The sequence below is a fragment of the Peribacillus sp. SRI_006 genome (genome assembly GCF_057586375.1).
In genome coordinates this window covers 1-20,179 of sequence record NZ_JBYCZT010000020.1, presented here as the reverse complement: position 1 = coordinate 20,179, position 20,179 = coordinate 1, and the positions used below count along the sequence as shown (strand labels likewise).

The 20,179-nt window shown below is 41.0% G+C and carries 21 protein-coding genes; 15 read left to right on the top strand and 6 right to left on the bottom strand.

What is annotated here, in order from left to right; translation table 11 throughout:
• The first annotated feature begins 201 nt into the window (after positions 1-201).
• Positions 202-381 (top strand): YjzC family protein, encoded by a 180-nt coding sequence (locus AC2YHV_RS23905; RefSeq protein WP_034314546.1) that lies wholly within the window; start codon positions 202-204, stop codon positions 379-381.
• Positions 382-435: 54 nt separating this feature from the next.
• Here AC2YHV_RS23905 and AC2YHV_RS23900 read toward each other — a convergent pair whose 3' ends face one another.
• On the bottom strand, positions 436-1,194 hold the full coding sequence (locus AC2YHV_RS23900) for an IclR family transcriptional regulator (protein ID WP_034314544.1): 759 nt from the start codon (positions 1,192-1,194) through the stop codon (positions 436-438).
• Positions 1,195-1,575: 381 nt separating this feature from the next.
• On the opposite strand from AC2YHV_RS23900, the gene AC2YHV_RS23895 reads away from it, so the two are divergent.
• The 5 genes from AC2YHV_RS23895 (at position 1,576) to clpB (ending at position 8,297) form a co-directional block, all read left to right on the top strand.
• Positions 1,576-2,523 (top strand): fumarylacetoacetate hydrolase family protein, encoded by a 948-nt coding sequence (locus AC2YHV_RS23895; RefSeq protein WP_098864150.1) that lies wholly within the window; start codon positions 1,576-1,578, stop codon positions 2,521-2,523.
• Position 2,524: 1 nt separating this feature from the next.
• The gene (locus AC2YHV_RS23890) at positions 2,525-3,016 is read left to right on the top strand and encodes a DinB family protein (protein ID WP_283930162.1); all 492 of its coding nucleotides are present in this window, start codon (positions 2,525-2,527) and stop codon (positions 3,014-3,016) included.
• Between the two features lie 30 nt (positions 3,017-3,046).
• A complete protein-coding gene (locus AC2YHV_RS23885; RefSeq protein WP_057275854.1) occupies positions 3,047-4,159 on the top strand; it encodes a cupin domain-containing protein in 1,113 nt (370 codons plus the stop codon).
• A gap of 127 nt (positions 4,160-4,286) precedes the next feature.
• Positions 4,287-5,486 carry an FAD-dependent monooxygenase gene (locus AC2YHV_RS23880; RefSeq protein ID WP_082609208.1) on the top strand — a complete coding sequence of 400 codons (1,200 nt, stop codon included), beginning with the start codon at positions 4,287-4,289 and terminating at the stop codon, positions 5,484-5,486.
• A gap of 222 nt (positions 5,487-5,708) precedes the next feature.
• A complete protein-coding gene (gene clpB, locus AC2YHV_RS23875) occupies positions 5,709-8,297 on the top strand; it encodes an ATP-dependent chaperone ClpB (RefSeq protein ID WP_063577062.1) in 2,589 nt (862 codons plus the stop codon).
• Between the two features lie 82 nt (positions 8,298-8,379).
• Here the strand turns inward: clpB and AC2YHV_RS23870 are convergent, their stop codons facing one another.
• On the bottom strand, positions 8,380-8,571 hold the full coding sequence (locus AC2YHV_RS23870; RefSeq protein ID WP_034314532.1) for a YjzD family protein: 192 nt from the start codon (positions 8,569-8,571) through the stop codon (positions 8,380-8,382).
• A 293-nt stretch (positions 8,572-8,864) separates the two neighbouring features.
• Between AC2YHV_RS23870 and AC2YHV_RS23865 the strand changes: the two genes are divergently transcribed.
• The 3 genes from AC2YHV_RS23865 (at position 8,865) to AC2YHV_RS23855 (ending at position 10,927) form a co-directional block, all read left to right on the top strand.
• Positions 8,865-9,587 (top strand): alpha/beta fold hydrolase, encoded by a 723-nt coding sequence (locus AC2YHV_RS23865; RefSeq protein ID WP_057275858.1) that lies wholly within the window; start codon positions 8,865-8,867, stop codon positions 9,585-9,587.
• Positions 9,588-9,689: 102 nt separating this feature from the next.
• On the top strand, positions 9,690-10,523 hold the full coding sequence (locus AC2YHV_RS23860) for a hypothetical protein (protein WP_487374332.1): 834 nt from the start codon (positions 9,690-9,692) through the stop codon (positions 10,521-10,523).
• A 221-nt stretch (positions 10,524-10,744) separates the two neighbouring features.
• Positions 10,745-10,927: a ComZ family protein gene (locus AC2YHV_RS23855; protein ID WP_034314525.1), complete on the top strand. Its 183-nt coding sequence runs from the start codon at positions 10,745-10,747 to the stop codon at positions 10,925-10,927.
• A gap of 40 nt (positions 10,928-10,967) precedes the next feature.
• Here AC2YHV_RS23855 and AC2YHV_RS23850 read toward each other — a convergent pair whose 3' ends face one another.
• Complete coding sequence (locus AC2YHV_RS23850; protein WP_106026596.1) at positions 10,968-11,189, bottom strand: hypothetical protein; 222 nt, start codon at positions 11,187-11,189, stop codon at positions 10,968-10,970.
• 202 nt (positions 11,190-11,391) lie between these two features.
• Here AC2YHV_RS23850 and AC2YHV_RS23845 point away from each other — a divergent pair, with 202 nt between their 5' ends.
• The 4 genes from AC2YHV_RS23845 to AC2YHV_RS23830 all read left to right on the top strand — a co-directional run bounded on the left by AC2YHV_RS23845 (position 11,392) and on the right by AC2YHV_RS23830 (position 15,379).
• Positions 11,392-12,327 (top strand): beta-ketoacyl-ACP synthase III, encoded by a 936-nt coding sequence (locus tag AC2YHV_RS23845; RefSeq protein ID WP_487374331.1) that lies wholly within the window; start codon positions 11,392-11,394, stop codon positions 12,325-12,327.
• A gap of 51 nt (positions 12,328-12,378) precedes the next feature.
• Positions 12,379-13,617 carry a beta-ketoacyl-ACP synthase II gene (fabF, locus tag AC2YHV_RS23840; protein WP_057275861.1) on the top strand — a complete coding sequence of 413 codons (1,239 nt, stop codon included), beginning with the start codon at positions 12,379-12,381 and terminating at the stop codon, positions 13,615-13,617.
• A 127-nt stretch (positions 13,618-13,744) separates the two neighbouring features.
• A complete protein-coding gene (locus AC2YHV_RS23835) occupies positions 13,745-14,509 on the top strand; it encodes a DUF2268 domain-containing putative Zn-dependent protease (RefSeq protein ID WP_400450658.1) in 765 nt (254 codons plus the stop codon).
• A 114-nt stretch (positions 14,510-14,623) separates the two neighbouring features.
• Positions 14,624-15,379 (top strand): YjbA family protein, encoded by a 756-nt coding sequence (locus AC2YHV_RS23830; RefSeq protein ID WP_034314514.1) that lies wholly within the window; start codon positions 14,624-14,626, stop codon positions 15,377-15,379.
• A 250-nt stretch (positions 15,380-15,629) separates the two neighbouring features.
• On the opposite strand, the gene trpS is transcribed toward AC2YHV_RS23830, so the two are convergent.
• Complete coding sequence (gene trpS, locus AC2YHV_RS23825) at positions 15,630-16,616, bottom strand: tryptophan--tRNA ligase (RefSeq protein ID WP_063591819.1); 987 nt, start codon at positions 16,614-16,616, stop codon at positions 15,630-15,632.
• Between the two features lie 567 nt (positions 16,617-17,183).
• On the opposite strand from trpS, the gene AC2YHV_RS23820 reads away from it, so the two are divergent.
• Positions 17,184-18,329, top strand: a complete 1,146-nt coding sequence (locus tag AC2YHV_RS23820) for a putative glycoside hydrolase (protein ID WP_057279035.1) — start codon at positions 17,184-17,186, stop codon at positions 18,327-18,329.
• A gap of 52 nt (positions 18,330-18,381) precedes the next feature.
• On the opposite strand, the gene AC2YHV_RS23815 is transcribed toward AC2YHV_RS23820, so the two are convergent.
• A complete protein-coding gene (locus AC2YHV_RS23815) occupies positions 18,382-18,570 on the bottom strand; it encodes a hypothetical protein (protein ID WP_034314508.1) in 189 nt (62 codons plus the stop codon).
• A 96-nt stretch (positions 18,571-18,666) separates the two neighbouring features.
• On the opposite strand from AC2YHV_RS23815, the gene AC2YHV_RS23810 reads away from it, so the two are divergent.
• A complete protein-coding gene (locus AC2YHV_RS23810) occupies positions 18,667-19,248 on the top strand; it encodes a GNAT family N-acetyltransferase (protein ID WP_063577057.1) in 582 nt (193 codons plus the stop codon).
• Between the two features lie 657 nt (positions 19,249-19,905).
• Here the strand turns inward: AC2YHV_RS23810 and AC2YHV_RS23805 are convergent.
• A partial coding sequence (locus tag AC2YHV_RS23805) for a hypothetical protein (RefSeq protein ID WP_487374330.1) occupies positions 19,906-20,179 on the bottom strand: 274 nt, incomplete at its 5' end.

Genomic DNA, 20,179 nt, shown 5'->3' with positions numbered 1-20,179 from the left:
GGCGCCGAGGGCGGACCGCCCCGGAAAGCGAGTGCCCTACGTTCCAATCGGCGGTCAATTTTTAAAAACTTAAAAAGACGTCTCTCAGAGAACAGACGCTTTTTAATTCAGCCGAATTTCCTGTATGTTCCTAATTTTTCTGACATGAAAGGTAGGAACCTGGTAATAATAACAGGGAAAGCATGTAAAGGGGTGAAATCTATGGGGCAAAATCGTCAATTTAAGCCAGGTCAGAAGGCACCGAATAATGGGACCTACGTAGAAATCGGTGAAACGGGCAGCACGGTAGTGAATCCGAAAATGGTAAAGCTGGATGCAGGGGATTCTTTTCCTGAAACATCCAATCATAATCGGATATGGACCTATAAGCGGAAGCCATGAAACATCAAAAAGCAGGAAAAAGGAATGGTCGCCATCCTTCTTCCTGCTTTTTTTCTATTCAGCGGAATAACCGAATATATTCGAGATTTCCAAACAGCTTTTCCTTAAATAGACACTTAAAGGATCTTCATAATGATCAGGAATGTTTTCGGTGAACCCAACGGCAGTGATTGCTCCCAACAATTCCGAATTATAATTAAAAACCGGAATGGACATGGAGGAAACGGATGGTACAAGTGGCTCTTTGGCAAAAGCTATTTTGTATGTCCGAATTTCATCATATTCATTCGTTTCATTAAGGAACGAGCCCGTAACATTACGATCTTTTTCAATCCATTCCGCTGTCAAGGAAGGATCCTGAAATACAGTGAATACCTTTCCGGAAGAGGATGATGGCGGAAGTCGTGTACCTAACTGTGCCCCTATGTTTAAGTTTTGATTGGAATTCCATATTTTTGCCGTGATTGGTCCATCATATGTCCAAACGGAAAAAAGGACCGTGCAGGAAGTATGGTGACTGATTTCCTGTAAATAAGGAGTTATTCTGCTCGTTATATCCTCATTTCCTATCGCTGCCATTCCGTATTGAATCAATTTGCTCCCAAGGTGATACATACCGGTTGTCTTATCGCGATATAGTAACTCAAGTTGAGTCAAAGTATTCAAATACTTATAGAGGTTACTTTTCGTTATCTCCGTTAATTCCTGAATATCAGAGAATCTTAAAGGAGTTCTGTGGGAAGCAAGTAAATCTATGATGCTCATCCCTATTTGTAATGATTGAATCGTCGAACCGGATTTTACGATTTCCATAAATCAATCTCCCTAATCTGTTTTAATTTAGGTCTAGTATATCAGAATATGTAAAATATACATGAAAATCAATAGAAAAACCGCCGGATGCTTGAAGCTATCAATATACGTTCCTATTAAATGAATAACGAACTTTTGGATTCCGCAGTACTGATAATGGTGTAGATGATAACATTTGCACAAAAATTTGCAATACTTTCTTGACAGTATTCCGAAAATTAAGTTATCATTTATATAAATAGTGAACAATGTTATCTATAAGTGAAATAGATAAGGTGTACGTCATTCAAATTCTAGTTTGCGAAGCAAATCCAGCAGAATTAGGATGTTGGCATCAAAAAGAGGTTTTAAAAAAATCCAGATTAATAAAGGAGAATGAATATGAAATTAGTAACGTTCAGCAGTCAAGGATTTAAACGCATCGGTGCAATTTACCCGGAAAATGTAGTCGTTGACTTGAACTATGCCTATCAAGCGCTTCTTGAAAGCGAAGGGAAACTTCGCAGTGAACAAATTGCTGACGCTTATGTCCCTGCAACAATGGAGGAGTTTTTACAGGGAGGGAATGAAAGCCTTTCCATCGCGCAAAAGGCTGCAGACTACGCTATTAACAATCGTGATTCTTTCAGACATCAATTGGTACATGAAATTGAAAATATAAAGCTTGAGGCCCCTGTCCAAAAGCCAAGCAAAATTATTTGTGTCGGCCATAATTACCGTGAACACATTGCTGAAATGGGCCGTGAACTGCCGCCATTCCCTGTAGTATTCGCAAAGTTCGCCAATACAGTTATCGGTCCCCAGGATGATATACCGTTTTTCCCAATCTCGGAACAACTGGATTATGAAGCGGAATTCGCTTTTGTTGTCGGACAAAGGGCACGTAATGTTTCAAAAGAAGATGCTCTTGATTATGTAGCTGGTTATACAATTGCGAATGATGTCACTTACCGTGATATCCAACGGCGTACACTTGAGTGGCTACAAGGGAAAACGGTTGAAGGAAGTGCTCCGATGGGGCCTTGGTTAGTCACTTCCGATGAACTGTCCGATCCATCGGGCTTGAATGTCCGATTAACGGTAAATGGTGAAGAACGCCAAAAAACGAATACATCCAACTTCGTATTCGATGTGAAGTATCTAGTTGAATTCTTATCGAACTTAATGACTCTTGAACCAGGTGACATCGTACTAACAGGAACACCGGGTGGGGTAGGAGTAGCCCGTGATCCACAAGTGTTCTTGAAAGATGGTGACGTTGTCAAAATCGAAATCGACAAAATAGGTTATCTTGAAAACCGTGTGAGACGTGTCGGGGAGGGAGAATAAAATGGCTTATCAGGAAATCGGGACATCAATCCAATCAGTGCAACAATCCATCGACCATATTCTTGAGACAACGGCAAACCTACCGGAAGAAACGATCCGATTTAAACCGGCAGAGGATGAATGGTCGATCATGCAGATACTTTCCCATTTAGCTGAAGCCATTCCTTATTGGTTAGGTGAAGTGGAAACTGTAATAGCGATGCCTGGAGCCGAATGGGGGCGTGGATTGCAAGATCCAGCCCGATTGGCGGCGGTTGCCGATACAGACAAACTTGCTGTGGATGATGTCATGAAGCAAGTGGAGGAGCTTAAATATAAAGTGGAGAGCGGTCTCGGGAATTTAGATGAAGAAACACTATCAAAAGAATCGCCACACCGGAATTTCGCTAAATTCGGAAACAAACCAGTTTCTTATATAGTCGATCACTTCATCGATGAGCATGTTTCAGGACATTATGATCAAATTAAGCGAAATCTTTCTAAAATCCAGTGAGGCAAGATAAAAAAGAAAGTAGGGATTAATATGGCTGAAAAATCGGAATACATGAATAGTACAATCGTAAAAGATTTTACAAAGGATATTCAGCAGTATAACCTTGGGCCGCTGTGGGAAGCCATTCCCGCTCTGATGGACCATGAACCTAAACCTCATGCGCATGCTTATTTATGGAAAGAAGAGCTTTTGACAAAAAAATTGATGGAAGCGGCTGAAATCTTCACACCTGACCGAGGCGGGGAGCGCAGGGCGATTTATTTTCAAAATCCTGGCCTTACTTATCGCCAGCCTTGGGGATGGGCTTCGACAACACAAACGCTTTATGCAGCTGTCCAGCTACTGTTGCCAGGTGAAGTGGCCCCTTCCCACCGTCATTCCCAAAGTGCACTTCGTTTCATTACGGATGGTGAAGGTGCCTACTCCATCGTGCAGGGAGAAAGAATCTTCATGGAAGAAGGCGATTTTTTGATCACGCCTAAAAACTTATGGCATGGTCATGGCCATGTTGGGGAAAAACCAATGATTTGGATGGATGCCCTTGATATCCCAACCATCTATTCCATAGGCGGCACTTTCTTTGAACCATATCCAGATCGGATTGAAACGCCTAAGCGGCCGGATAATTTTTCAGAGCTCCGTTATCAAGGCGGAATGGTTCGTCCAGTATCCGACCGTTATTCACAAGTGGCACCGCTTGCCAACTACAAGTGGAAAGGCACCAAAGCAGCGATAGAAGGATTGATGAATTTTGAACCGGATCCATATGAAGGTTTTGCCGTGGAATATATCAATCCATCAAATGGCCAGACGGCCAATCCGACGATGGGGGCATGGATGCAGAAACTTCCTAAAGGTTTCCATACGAAAGCCCATCGCCATACCCATTCCACGATTTATCAAGTGCACCAAGGATCAGGATATACGGTCATTAATGGAGTGCGTTTTGACTGGTCCAAGGGAGATTATTTCGTCGTTCCGAATTGGGCATGGCATGAGCACGTTGCAGAAGCTGATTCTTACTTATTCTCGGTAAACGACCTACCAATAATGGAAAGATTCGATTTGGAACAGCAACAAGCATTAGACACAAACAATGGGTACCAAAAGGTTGAAAGTGAATTCAAGCCTGTTTTGGTTTGAAAATAATCGATTTGGAATCTTCAGCTAAGATACTAGTGAATAGATGAATGCCATTCGAATGAAAACGCTTACTGTGGTAGTGGTCCGCAACTTTGGCTAAAAGCAACTAATATAGGGGGAATTGATGATGAACACAGAAAAAAAACCATTCATCGTTATCGGTGGGGGAATTGGCGGATTGGCAACTGCTTTAGGAATTGCAGAAACAAAACAGTATGTAAAAGTCCTGGAACAAGCTCCCGAATTTGGGGAAATTGGTGCAGGGATTCAGCTTGCAGCAAATGCCACCAACGTATTGCAGCGTTTAGGTGTCATGGATAAAATCAATGATATTGCAGTATTTCCAAAAAGATTGGTGCTGATGGACGCCTTTTCCGGAAAAGAGCTTTCCGCTTTGGATTTAGGTGATGTTTATAAAGAAAGATATGGAGCTCCGTATGTTGTTTTGCATCGTTCCGATTTGCATAAAGTATTGGCTGAAGCCTGTGAAAAGAACCCGTATATCGAACTGGTCACGAATCAAACCATTATTGAGACAGTAGAGTATGAAGGTGAAGTGACGGTTACTTCTGCCAACGGGTCCCAACATTCAGGAACTGCTGTCATTGGAGCCGATGGATTATGGTCCAAGGCACGGAAACTTTTTGTGGAAGATCAGCCGGTCTGCTCTCAATATGTTGCATACAGAGGAGCGATCCCGATGGAGGAGGTTACGAGCCATGGGGATTTAGATGATGTATACATGTGGATTGGGCCAGACCTTCATCTTGTTCAATATCCGGTTAGAAGGGGAGAACTTTATAACCAAGTAGTGGTTTTCAAAAGTTCTCAATATACGGAAGAAAACGAAAAAACAGATCAATGGGGAACACCGGAAGAAATGGACCGTGTATTTGCCGGAACTTGTGAGCTTGTTCAGAATGCGATTTCATTCATTCAAAGACAACGCCGTTGGCCGATGTATGACCGTTTCCCAATTGATAATTGGACAAAAGGAAGAATTACGCTTATGGGCGATGCGGCACATCCGATGCTTCAATACTTGGCACAAGGCGCTTGCCAGGCTTTAGAAGATGCAGCTTATTTGTCTGATATGCTCCATAAGCATGGGAATGACATTGAACAGGCATTTTTGGAATACCAGGAGGAACGCATTCCACGTACGGCTAATGTTCAAACGAGTGCAAGAATGTGGGGGGAAATCATCCACAATACGACCGATGCAGGCATTCTGCTTCGAGATACGATCCTTGCAGGTCGGACGGATAGGGATTTCCAATTCGTCGATGAATTTCATGGTTACAATAAAACGGCCGTGAAAGCATAAACCATTTTGTTTCATCCATAAAGGAATGTATCCATGTTACAAATGGTTCTGCCTTTCTTCTATATGAAGAAAGGCTTTTTCCGTTTATTTTCCAAACTACTGCATTTCTTATAACTTTCCTTTACATGGGGAGAATTAGAAGTATAATGAAAATATAAAGGTCAAAATTGGTCAAACCCAGTGGGGATTCGTTCATGATATAGATGAATGGGAGGTTTCAAGATGGATATTAATAAAATGACGGAGAGAACCCAACAGGCATTCACTGGCGGTCAGGAGCTAGCCAATGAAAGAGGGAATCCCGAGCTGACGGAGCTTCATTTATTAAAGGCCTTAATGGAGCAGGATGAAAGTTTATTAATCAGGATTTTATCGGAATCTGGTAAATCGGTGAATCTATTTGATATAGAGCTGAATAAGGAATTGGATAGATTACCGGAAGTGAGCGGGGGTGTTTCCCAGGTTTACATGTCATCCTCCCTACAGCAAATTCTGACGGCTGCCGAAAAGGAAATGCAGAAGTGGGAGGATGAATACTTATCTGTCGAACATATACTGCTTGCGTCTTTGCAAGTCAATAGAACGAATGTAAACAGGCTATTTTCATCATATGGAATTGATTATGATAAAGCAAAACGGGTTATAAGCGATATAAGGGGGAATCAGCGAGTGACTAGTCAAAATCCTGAAAGCACTTATGAAGTACTGAAAAAATACGGCAGAGATCTCGTTGCTGAGGTTAAATCGGGTAAGGTCGATCCAGTAATCGGTCGAGATACGGAAATCCGTAACGTCATCCGGATCCTTTCACGGAAAACGAAAAATAATCCTGTATTAATAGGAGAACCTGGAGTAGGTAAAACCGCGATTGTCGAGGGGTTGGCTCAAAGGATCGTCAGGAAGGATGTGCCGGAAGGTTTAAAGGATAAGACCGTTTTTTCACTCGATATGAGTGCACTTGTCGCAGGGGCCAAATTCCGAGGTGAATTTGAGGAACGCCTAAAAGCGGTGTTGAATGAGATCAAGAAGAGTGATGGGAAAATTCTCTTATTCATTGATGAATTGCATACAATTGTCGGTGCAGGAAGAACGGATGGCGCCCTTGATGCCGGAAATATGTTAAAGCCGATGCTTGCGCGTGGTGAGCTGCATTGTATCGGTGCAACGACCCTTGATGAATATCGGCAATATATTGAAAAGGATCCGGCTTTGGAACGCCGTTTCCAACAGGTTCTGGTTCCTGAACCGGATGTTGAAGATACGATTTCAATTTTGCGGGGATTAAAGGAACGGTTTGAAATTCATCATGGCGTCAGGATACATGATCGGGCGATCGTTGCAGCCTCTGTCCTTTCGAACCGATATATAACGGAGCGATTTTTACCGGATAAAGCGATCGATCTAGTGGATGAAGCTTGTGCGATGATCCGCATGGAAATCGACTCCATGCCATCCGAGTTGGATGAAATCACGAGAAAAGTCATGCAACTTGAAATTGAAGAAGCGGCCCTGAAAAATGAAGACGACCCTCAAAGCAAAGCAAGGCTGGAAGGGCTTCAAAAAGAACTATCAGAACTTCAGGATCAAGCGAATAGCATGAAATCCAAGTGGCAAATGGAGAAATCAGCGCTTCAAAAGGTGCAGGACAAACGTGAAGAGCTTGAGAAACTGCGTCATGAACTGGAACAGGCAGAGAATGACTATGACCTTAACCGGGCAGCTGAACTTCGGCATGGAAGGATTCCGCAGCTTCAAAAAGAATTGGAAGCAATGGAAGACGAATTGGAAAAGGAAAAACAGGAATCACGATTGCTTCGCCAGGAAGTGACGGAGGAGGAAATTGCCTCGATTGTGGCAAGGTGGACAGGGATTCCGGTAAGCAAGCTGGTGGAAAGTGAAAGGGAGAAGCTGCTTCGCCTATCAGATATCCTGCATGAACGGGTAATCGGTCAAGGAGAAGCGGTGGAACTCGTATCCGATGCTGTTTTAAGAGCAAGGGCTGGAATAAAAGATCCAAACAGACCAATCGGTTCATTCATTTTTCTTGGGCCGACTGGTGTCGGTAAAACTGAATTGGTAAAAGCTTTGGCAGAAACATTATTCGATAGTGAGGAACATATGATTCGAATTGATATGTCGGAATATATGGAGAAACATTCCGTGTCCCGACTTGTTGGTGCACCTCCCGGTTATGTTGGATTTGAGGAAGGCGGCCAGCTTACGGAGGCTGTTAGGAGAAACCCCTACTCAGTCATATTATTGGACGAAATTGAAAAGGCGCATCCGGAAGTCTTCAATATTTTACTGCAAATGTTGGATGATGGAAGAATAACAGACTCCCAAGGCAGGACAATCAACTGTAAAAATACGGTGATCATCATGACTTCCAATATCGGTTCCCATTTCTTATTGCAATCCAACCGGGTGGATGGTGGCATTGAAGAAGAAATAAAAGATCAGGTCTTTAAAGAATTAAGAGGACATTTCCGTCCGGAATTTTTGAATCGAGTTGATGATATTGTTTTATTCAAACCTCTGACAAAACAAGAAATCGTTGAAATCGTAGATAAAATGGTTCATCAATTACAAGTGAGGTTAACTGAACAAAATATAGTCCTCAACGTCACAAAAGCGGCTAAAGAATTCATTGCGGACCAGGGATATGATCCGGTATATGGAGCAAGACCGCTGAAGCGATTCATCCAAAAGCATCTCGAAACGAAAATCGCCCGTAAAATCATAGCTGGGACTGTTGAGCTTAAAGAAGGAATCACGATTGATTATGATCATGATGAATTGGTCCTCATATAAAAACGTTGCCATGCAGTTTACCCGTAAGCAAAGTATGGTATAACAAAAAGGACATCCTAAAAAGGATGTCCTCTTTTGCTTCTTAGTGTTGATGGGAGTCTTTAGCTGGCCCAGCAGGCAAGATAGCAGGGATGATAAGAATCAGGATAGCAGCAGCCAATCCTAAAATCGTTCCCTGGGCAGCATCGTATGAAACTCCGATCATGGAAGAAACAACATATACAGTCATATGCACTAATAAGAATGTCCAAAAAATTGTCCAAGCATAACGCATCGAATTTCACCTCATTCCACTACATTCATTTTTATCTTACCATAATTAATATACAGTTAAAACGTGTTTTTAATAATAACCTTTAAATTATTCAATACATTAAATCATAAGAGAATTTTTTTTGGCATACAAGTTGGTTCAAAACTTCAAAAAGGAAATTATAGGGGAAAATAAAAACAAAAATCGTCCCTGCTTGCTTAATTTAAGATAAGAAGTTAGGCGTTTCCACTGACCCTTTCTATTTTTCTTCATAAATTAATATAGTAGTAATATTCCATAAAGGAGTTAGAACGATGGAACAACGAACTTTTCAAATTGATGACCAGTGGAATATCATCTATTATCCAGAGCGGCCCAGTGGTTTTTCCGTAATGGTAATTGGAGACCGCAGTCATTTTGTCGAAAAAGACAGCAGCTTTTGGCTGCAGCATCCTGGGAGGCTGCAGATATTGGAATATTTAAAGGAATATGGATACACGCTGTTTTCATCCAATTTTCACGGAGCCAACTGGGGCAGTCCTAAAGCACTGGACCTTTCCCTTAACCTATATATTCTTTTCATGAAAAAAGAAATAGTCAATCAAAGGGTTCATATATTGGCAGAGGGGACAGGCGCACTACTTGCCCTAAAGCTAATGAATGAACTTGGAAATAAAATTCGGTCTGTCGTATTGATTGATCCGGTTTTTTCCTTGAAAGCACAATTGGAGAAAGAAAAGGAAAATAAGTTCTTCTATAAAAAGTGGCTATCCGAGGTTGCTGCTGCATATGAGCTTGAGCCTGCGGAATGTGAGCAGCATATCCTGGACACTGAAGATTCAGTAATCGCAGAGAATATCCCCATGAAAGTGATTCAGGTTTTTGGAAGCTTACGGAAAGAGCAAGCCTCCCTTTATCGGCAAATCCAACTGGCAAGAAAAGCAGACCTGCAGCTGACGTATATATTGCCCGAAAAACGTTATAAAATCCCCTATCAAATACAAAAGTTTTTCAATGAGAATGAAGAGATTTTATGAGAAGAGATATATTTTTACAATAGTTTGCATACGATACAGCATCTAAAAAAACTAGACGTGCCAGGTGAAGTGGGCTTGATGGCATACGAGGAGGCTGTATTTATGCAAACAAACATTGTCATTGGCACTTATCGATTTGTGGGATTCTATGTGACTCAATATTTTTTGAACCAAGGGAAAGAAGTAATTGGAATCGATTGGGATGATTCCGAAGCAAATCAATATATTATGGAAGAAAAAGAACTTGAAATAGGAAGGAATTCAAATTTTATATACTTTCCGATAAATAAACTTAAATTATTGGATATTTCACAGGAGGACACGGTGTTCATCTCTTGCTACGATATTCAAAGCGGCAAAATGGGGAAAATCGATTTTCTGATAGGCGAAATCGTTTCCTTCATTGAGAAATTCAAAAATGGCAAGAATGAAACGCCCAATTTCGTTCTTTTCATGCCCATTGAAAAAGATGTCAGTATTTTTCATTCCATATTAAGCTCGATTCGTGAAATCGATTCCGCAAAAATCATATTTTTACCGACGATTTATGGACCTTGGCAATCGGAAGGCATGAGCTTTGAAGCTGGAATCAATCAGCTTGGGCAGTCTGATATCAAAGCGGCAATTGCTGCCGAATATACCTTTGATGCTCTCTATATCACTGATTTTGTTAATGCTTTGGAAGCGGTGCTAACCTCAGGTTACGATAGGGACATCCAATTGTGCAGCTCTATTGATGATCATTGGAATGAATGTGCCAAGCTAATATTTGATGAAAGCATGGATTCATTCACTCCCCAACAATCAACAACTAAAATCAATAAAGGAACAATATTTGAAGTGCAATGCAAAATGGAACCGGAAGAAGGCATTGCATTACAAAAAAAACATAATAAACGATTAAACTTACTTAAAAAGTGGAGAAAGCGTGATTAAAAAAATATTTTCGTTATTTGAGAAGAACAAAACGGTATATTTGCCTCTAATCTATATGTCTTGTACTATAATGTACAAGGATAGGAAGAACATCAAAAGATATCCATGATTTTATATGTGCGCCCTTTACGAAAGGGTTCTGTGGAATTATGATATTATTGAGCTTTATTTAGGCATCACAAATCAATTGATGAATATTCAAAAGATAGGGGGAAACGCGAATGAGTTCAGATAAAACTCTTGAATTTATGGGAATCGCCATGAAATACTTCCCAGAGGCTAAAGCGAAGCTTGAGGCAAGCGGGATTCCATTTTCAATGGAGATGGCAGAGCCATTCATGGAGCTCTTTAAAAGCGTAATGCAAGAAGCTTATGAGCTTGGCAAACAAGATGCTCAGCGTTAATTAAAGGCAGGCTGTCCCGATAAAGGGCAGCCTTAATTTTTTATTCTTTTTTCAAGAACTTGGCAATCAATGGATCCAGATTGATTTTATCAATGGTCGGTTTGTATTGACTGTACAAGCCCATCAATGTTTCAACGCTCGCCATCAATTGCAAGTAATCAACCTTCGATTCCTCTTGCTCCGGTTCGGGTTTCTTGCCAAACATCAAATTCGAAAAATGATCATCCGGGTTTCTTTCGCGGTTGCGATTGAAAATGTCCACAATGAGTCCTCCTTTACTCCTTTTATTTATAATGTATGTCCCTGAATTTCCCCTGGCATAGGCGCTTGACCGACTTCCGAAAGAGATTTCTTTAGCCTTTCAAATTGTTAACTCTTGCAAGGAAGTCTTTTTTTATATAAAATTAGTACCAGGTAATAATAGATGATTATAATAACTCATTAAAATATAAGGGGATGGCAAGATGAATGCTGGAATACTAGGGCTTGGCCGCTACTTACCCGACAAAATCGTTACAAATGCGGATTTAGAAAAAATTATGGACACTTCTGACGAGTGGATCCGGACCAGGACGGGTATCGAGGAAAGAAGAATTGCAAATGATGATATTGATACATCAGATATGGCTTATGAAGCCGCAAAGGCTGCATTGAAAAATGCGGAAATTTCGGCTGAAGAGATAGATATGATTCTTGTGGCTACCGTTACACCTGATCAGTCGTTTCCTTCTGTCGCTTGCATGATTCAAGAGAAATTGGGAGCGATGAAGGCAGCTGCAATGGATGTAAGTGCGGCATGTGCCGGATTTATGTATGCAATGATCACGGCACAGCAATTTATTAAGACAGGTGCATATAAGCATGTGTTGATTGTCGGTGTTGAAAAACTTTCGAAAGTAACCAATTGGGAAGACCGTAATACTGCTGTCCTTTTTGGTGACGGAGCGGGTGCAGCTGTACTTGGACCTGTCTCTGATGGCAAAGGGGTCCTTTCCTTTGAATTAGGCGCAGATGGAACTGGCGGGAAGCACCTATTACAGGAAGGAGATTTCATTCATATGAATGGACGTGAAGTATTTAAATTTGCTGTCCGTCAGATGGGGGAATCCAGCCTGGGTGTATTGGACAAAGCTGGTTTGACAAAGGAAAATGTGGATCTGCTTGTTCCGCATCAAGCAAACATACGCATAATGGAAGCCTCAAGGGAACGCCTGGGTCTCCCGCTTGAAAAAATGACAAAAACGGTTCATAAATATGGAAATACTTCATCAGCGTCCATTCCAATGGCCCTTGTGGAAGAAATGGAAGCGGGAAGAATCAAGGACAATGACTTAATCGTCATGGTCGGTTTTGGTGGTGGCCTTACATGGGGAGCGATCGCTCTTAGGTGGGGTAAATAAAAAGAAGAAACAAATCGTAAGAGCTTTAAAAATAGGAAGGAGCCATTTTCAATGACTAATCGTCGTGTAGTTGTAACAGGTATTGGAGCAATCTCGCCAGTTGGTAATGATGCAGAAACTGGATGGAAGAATATAATCGAGGGGAAATCGGGAATAGGGCCTTTAACTCGTTTGAATGCTGAAGAATATCCCGTTAAAGTGGCTGCTGAAATCAAGGACTTTGATATAGAAACATATATAAATCGTAAAGAAGCTCGCAAAATGGACCGTTTTACGCATTATGCAATTGCGGCTTCCGTTATGGCATATAATGATAGCAAGCTGGAAATAACCGATGAAAATGCTGCACGTGTCGGGGTCTGGATCGGTTCGGGTATCGGCGGGCTGGAGACACTTGAAACACAGCATGAAAACTTTTTAAACAGGGGATATAAACGGGTTAGCCCATTTTTCGTTCCAATGATGATACCGGACATGGCAGCCGGCCAGGTTTCTATCTTACTGGGTGCAAAAGGAATCAATTCATGTACGGTAACAGCCTGTGCAACAGGAACAAACTCAATTGGTGATGCGTTTAAAGCCATTCAACGGGGCGATGCCGATGTCATGATTACAGGCGGGGCAGAAGCGCCAATCACAAAAATGTCGGTTGCAGGCTTCTGTGCAAATACGGCTTTATCGACAAATCCTGATCCACAAACCGCTAGCCGTCCTTTCGATCTTAACCGTGATGGTTTCGTAATAGGTGAAGGAGCTGGAATCATCGTTCTGGAAGACCTTGAACATGCATTGAATAGAGGAGCCAATATTTATGCTGAAATAGCTGGTTATGGCTCAACTGGAGATGCCTTCCATATTACCGCTCCGGCACCAGGTGGAGAGGGCGGTGCAAGAGCCATGAAAATTGCAATTGAGGATGCAGGTTTGAATCCGGAAGACATCCAATATGTGAATGCCCATGGAACGAGTACGCCTTACAATGACAAATACGAAACGATGGCAGTCAAAGAAGTCTTTGGCGACCATGCTAATAAACTTGCGATAAGTTCCACTAAATCAATGACAGGCCATATGTTAGGTGCAGCAGGCGGTGTGGAAGCAATATTCACGATTCAGGCAATCAGGGACAGCATTTTGCCTCCAACCATCAATATTGAAACACCAGACCCTGAGTGTGATTTGGACTATGTCCCGAATCAAGCAAGGAAGGGCGAAATCAATGCAGCCATCAGCAATTCACTTGGATTCGGTGGACATAACGCAACGATTCTTTTCAAGAAATATCAATAAGTTTTGAAGGAAGAGCAGATCTTTTTGGGATCTGCTCTTTTTTAGGTTGAAGGGAAAAGGGATATATTGTGTCATCCGCCTTCATTAAATCATACGATAGTCAATAGAAGCGGAGGTGTATGGGGAAATGGGAGTCATTTCAACCAATGAATGGATGAGGAAGGATTTCAACCGGCCGATCCAGATGATGGAAAGACTTAAAAGCAATTTCAACGATACCCTTGATGCTGAAATGATGTATCATCATTTATTGAAGCATGGCATGTATTCGCCGAATCAAAAAACAAAACTCACATGGGAAGACTTACAGGAAAACGATGTATGGGAAAAAACACAAAGCTTGTTTACAGCTTATAAGAAGCTATGGGGAGGGCCTGATGTTCCCATATATATTTTCCCGCTCATGTCTACAGGGATATGGAATAAAAAAGTTGAAACGAAGTCAGGGTTGGCCTTTAAAGATAAACTATTCCTTTTTTACGGAAAGGGGATAGCCGAAAAGGAAATGGAGGCCCTGTTGATCCATGAATACCATCATGTTTGCCGTCTGCATCATTTGAAAAAGGACCAAAAAGAATCCACTCTCCTTGATACGATGATCATGGAAGGACTGGCGGAAAGAACGGTGGGAAAATATTTAGGAACAAAATATTTAGCGAATTGGACTAAGTTATATCAGGAAGATAAACTACGAGAATATTGGAGAAAGCATTTAGAGGAAAAGCACACAATAAAACGTACAGATCCTCTTCATGATGTACTTCTGCTTGGGACAAAAGGATATCCATATATGCTTGGATACTGTAGTGGCTATTACCTGGTGAAAAATTTTGAAAAACTCTCCGTGAAAAGATCATTCATTATTCAATCTGAAGAATTCTTATCAAAATAGAGCTAAAATATACGTTCTTTTTTTCTTAATCTGTTTTCTAGAATAGGAATAAATTGTATGGTTCCTGCCTATACTGATTGACAAACAGAAATTTGTTTAAGTGAGGGATGAATGATGCTATATCTTCATGATGTATGGGTTAACTGGTTTGAAGGAGAAGAAAACGGCTATAATATTTGTCATTTTCATGAATGGAGGAAAGATGACGGGATCGAACTACTAGATCAAGTTCCTTTGTTGAAAGTGTCATCAACATTGTTCCACTACATAGAAAACGACTTGTCAGAATTACCTAAGCCATTGCTGAATGATGTTTATCAAAAAGCATATGCAAGGAAAAATCATGAGCGAATTCAGCTTGACTATTGTTTTATCGTGACTGACGGAAATGGAATTTTAGCTGTTGATACGATAGGTTATCATATTCCGATTAGGAAAAGCAGAATAATTCCCCGGCAGGAACAAATTGTTTATGACATGATAGAAAACCATGATGAGATGGATTACACCTTTACTGAAAAACCTACATCTGAGAAAGAATATCATATTTTGTCGCCGTCTCCCTTATTCATGAACGGTTTGACAAGAAAAGAAAGACAGCTTAAGCAATTGCTATTCATGGCCATGGACCAATTATTCACGGCGAAAAACACTGCTGAAATCCGCTATTGGTACACAGAATGGGCCCCTGAGAAATATGAAAGCATTCAAGAAATGGATTTTCAGATAGCTTGGCTTGAGTTATATGAAGAAATGAAGGAAGGCTGGTCAGAGAAGCACCTTCAACTTTGTGAAAACCTTGTGAAGGGGCAGCCTTTTTTTGAAAAGCTTTGGCAAGTGGAGGCTGGCGATAGCCCATCGATTTTATGAACAAAGAAGACGATCCGTTGAGGATAAGTCTCAGACTGTAGACAGACTTGATGAAAATCGAATCTGTCTACAGTTTTTTATGTGCAATTTGAAAATTTGCCTGTGCCCGCGGAGGAGTGACATATTTGGCAAGAATGTGAAAAGAAACACGAGAGGTCAACTTCTCCAAACAAACAAAAGGTTTCGGAATGATACCATTCCGAAACCTTTTGTTTACACACTGAGACGATTCGTTGAGAATCGTCTCCTTTTATCTCTTTCTGCCAAGTCCCATGCCATTATACATTTTTCTGATCATTTTATTGGCTTCAATATTCGCCTTTTCTGCACCGCGGTCCAGAATTTCATCCAATTCAGGTGAATCGATCAATGCATTATAGCGTTCTTGGATTGGTAGGATTTCTCCAAGAACCACCTCAGCCAAATCACTTTTAAAGTCACCATAGCCTTTGCCCTCATACATCTCTTCAATTTCTGAATAGGATTTTCCACTGAAAATGGAGTATATGGACATCAGGTTGGAAACACCTGCTTTGTTTTCCTTATCGTAACGGACAATTCCTTCCGAATCAGTAACTGCGCTCTTGATGTTTTTTTCGATTTGCTTCGGATCATCCAATAAGGCAATCGTCGCCTTTTTATTAGGATCGGATTTGCTCATTTTCTTGTTTGGTTCCTGAAGGGACATGATACGGGCCCCTTCTGTAGGGAGGCTGATTTCCGGGATTTTGAATATGTCATTATGCTTTTTATTGAATCGTTCAGCCAAATCGCGTGTCAATTCTAGATGCTGTCTTTGATCTTCCCCGACAGGGACCACATCTGTACTATAAAGGAGAATATCGGCAGCCATCAACGGCGGGTAAGTGAGCAGTGCTGCGGATACCCCTTCTTTGCCAGCGGATTTGTCCTTGAATTGTGTCATTCTCTCAAGTTCCCCGATATAGGATATACTCTGTAAAATCCAGCCTGCCTGTGCATGCGCTGGTACTTCTGATTGAATGAAGATGGTATTCTTTTCAGGATCCAGGCCAATGGCCAGATATAAAGCAGCCAATGTTTTAATGTTTTTCCTTAACTTGATGCGGTCTTGTGGAACTGTAATTGCATGTTGGTCAACAATACAAAAGAAACATTCATATTCATTTTGTAAGTTAACGAATTGTTTCATGGCTCCGATGTAATTTCCTAAAGTAACGGAACCGGATGGCTGAATGCCGGAGAAAATCCTTTTCAACTGCTAGTCACTCCTCTAAATACGTTTATTGATAAATGGATATTCGCTCTTCATTATTGTAAGGATAAATAGAAAATGAATCCACATTCTTTGAAAGAAATGTGCATGTTCCTGTGTGGGGAAACGCTCATTTGAATCTTGTGGAGGGCCGTTTTGTCCTGTATCGATGCCATTCTGAGAATACGAAATGTCCACTATACTGTATTTTAGCATTTATTCATATTAAATGTATAATCGAAACGGAAATCAAGTCATTAGAAAGGATTTCCGTTTCTTTTTTTGACATGGAAGAAATGAAGGGTTCGAGGAAAATCAAACCGTTTAACATATACCACAATGAGCAGACCATTTTAGGGAAGGATACTCACAAGGGAATACAGGATTGTGAACGTATTCTTAAGCTGAAACTTTGTAAAGCAGTTTTTTTAATTATTTATCATATATAGGAGTAAAGTTAATTGTTTGTGGTATTAAAGAAAGGGGTTTATTATATTTGTTGAATATTGATGACTGATGGCGAATGAGGTGGAGAAAATGAAACCAATGTGTAAATGGTTGATGACAGGTATGTGCATATTCCTGATTCAACAGCCAGTTCATGCGCAAGGCATGAACGAAACGAGGCAGGTAGCATTAGAAAATAAAGAATTGCCTGCGAGCGTACCGCGTTTTGTTTTTGATTCGGGGTTGAAATTCGACTATCCGGATGCTGTACGCGGAATATATGTGACAGGGCCTGCAGCGGGTGGCAATAAACTGAATGAACTTATCAAATATGTAGATGAAACCGATTTGAATGCGATGGTCATTGACATTAAGGATGACAAGGGGAACGTAACGTATAAAACGGAAGATCCCGACTCTCCATATGCTGGGATTGGTAAAGACTACATAAAAAACCCAAGGGCAATGCTGAAAAAATTTGAGGATAAACAGATTTATCCGATTGCAAGGGTTGTCGTCTTTAAAGACTCCCTTTTGGCCAAAGAGAAACCTGAGTTGTCTTTTTTAGATGGTGAAAAGGTATGGAAGAATGGTCGAGGGGAAGCCTTCGTTAACCCATTCTTAAAAGAAGTGTGGGATTATAATGTCGGTATTGCCATTGAAGCGGCAAAGATGGGCTTTAAAGAAATTCAATTTGACTATGTCCGTTTTCCCGAAGGATTCGAAAATAAAGAAGATGATTTGAAATATGATGTCGGTGAATATGATGAAGCGAAAATGAGTCATACAGCCAAAAGGGTTCAGGCAGTTACGGATTTCGTAAGTTATGCGAGGAAACAACTGGAACCATACGATGTCAAAGTGTCGGTGGATATTTTTGGATATGCGGCTACATTGCCTGAAGCTCCCGGAATTGGGCAAAACTTCACAAAAATCTCTGAGAATGTTGATGTAATTTCCTCGATGATCTATCCGAGCCACTGGACATCTTATTTTGGTATCGAAAAGCCTGATTTGGAGCCTTATAATCTCGTTAAGGAATATGCGAAATTGGAGAACGGGAAGCTGAAGGAATTAAAAACACCACCTACTTCAAGACCTTGGCTCCAAGATTTTACTGCCTCATATTTAGGTGATGGTAATTACCAAAGGTATGGTAAGGAAGAAGTGGAAGCCCAAATAAAAGCATTGAATGATAATGGTATTGATGAATACCTATTGTGGAATGCAGCAAATCGATATACAAAGGGAGTAGACTATACCCCATGAAAAAAAGGATGACCTAGGAAGTTCCTTCCGGTCATCCAAAATTCTCTCTGAATTACCGCTTTTTATTCCCGCCAACTTGACTCCACCCTGACTGAATTCGTTTCGATTGATCGAAAATATGAGAGTGACGTTTCCCGCCAAACCATTTTTCGCCGATGCCATTCGTCACAACGCCATTCACAGCCGTAATGCCAATAACGCAAGCGGCGACTAAAAAAAAGTCCAAAAAGTAGCTGATCATCAAAACCCTCCTAATATTTTCAAGCTATTCAAGTTCCATTGTAGTGGATAAGAAAAAATCTGGAAAGTATAAACTAGCAAATGAGGAGATTAAATTATGAATTGGTATGAAAAGCTAAACCAGTATTTCCCTATTGAAGAAATGAAGTCAAAAGAACACATAGAAGTTCTTTTAGAAGATAAGCAGGAAATATATAAAAAGGATGAAGGTCCCGACCATGTTTTATTATATGTGGAAGGGGACGAGTTTATATTCGTTGATTACCTTTTTGTATCAAAGAAATCAAGGGGGCAGGGACTTGGAAGGAAATTAATTCAAAAGTTGCAAAAAAAGCAGAAAACGATCTTGCTGGAAGTAGAACCAGTACAAGAAAATGATGATGATACATTTAAAAGGCTGAAATTTTATAAAAGGGAAGGATTTAAGCACGCCTCTTCGATTTCCTACAGCAGAAAATCGCTTGCCACCAAGGAGAATACGCCTATGGAAATCTTGTATTGGCCGGCAAATCCATCTGTCGATGAAGAAGATGTATTTGATTTCATGAAAGAGATTTATTCTGAAATCCATACTTACAAAGATGATGATCTTTATGGTAAATCTTATCAAGATGTAGATGATGTACTTAGCTTGAATGCAGGTCAGGAAGCCGATATTTTTAAAGAGATGGAAGTTTGAGTAAAAAGGGCCGGTTGTTAACCTGCCCTTTTTAGTTTGTCGAGATCATGTTTTTTAAAAGGATAATTTGGTTAATATTCAATAAAGTCATATTGGATGTAACCTCCAATATATCGAGAAATTTGCGACACACCTGCCGAGAAGCTGGCTAGCCGAGACCCCACAGACGCTTGCGTCAAGGAGGCTTGGCAGACAGTCGGCGAAAAGGGAACGGATTTCTGGAATCAACTGGAATGAAATTTTAAGAAAAAAACGTAGGCTAGATTCATCTCGAACCAAATTTAAGACTAGGTGATCCTTGATGTTCTTACTGTAATCCTTTGAGGATGGAAGGAATATGCGACACTCCTGCCGAGAAGCTGGCTAGCCGAGACCCCGCAGACGCTTGCGTCGAGGAGGCTGGGCAGACAGTTGGCGAAAAGGGAGCGGATTTCTGGAATCAACTGGAATGAAATTTTAAGAAAAAACCGTAGGCTAGACTCATCCCGAACCAAATTTAAGATAAGGTGATCCTTGATGTTTTTTTTACTGTAATCCTTAAAGGATGGAAGAAATATGCGACACACCTGCCGAGAAGCTGGCTAGCCGAGACCCCGCAGACGCTTGCGTCGAGGAGGCTGGGCAGACAGTCGGAGGAAAGGGAGCGGATTTCTGGAATCAACTGGAATGAAATTTTAAGAAAAAACCATAGGCTAGACTCATCCCGAACCAAATATAAGATAAGGTGATCCTTGATGTTTTTTTTACTGTAATCCTTAAAGGATGGAAGAAATATGCGACACACCTGCCGAGATGCTGGCTGGCCGAGACCCCGCAGATGCTTGCGTCAAGGGGGCTGGGCAGACAGTCGGAGGAAAGGGAGCGGATTTCTGGAATCAACTGGAATGAAATTTTAAGAAAAAACCGTAGGCTAGACTCATCCCGAACCAAA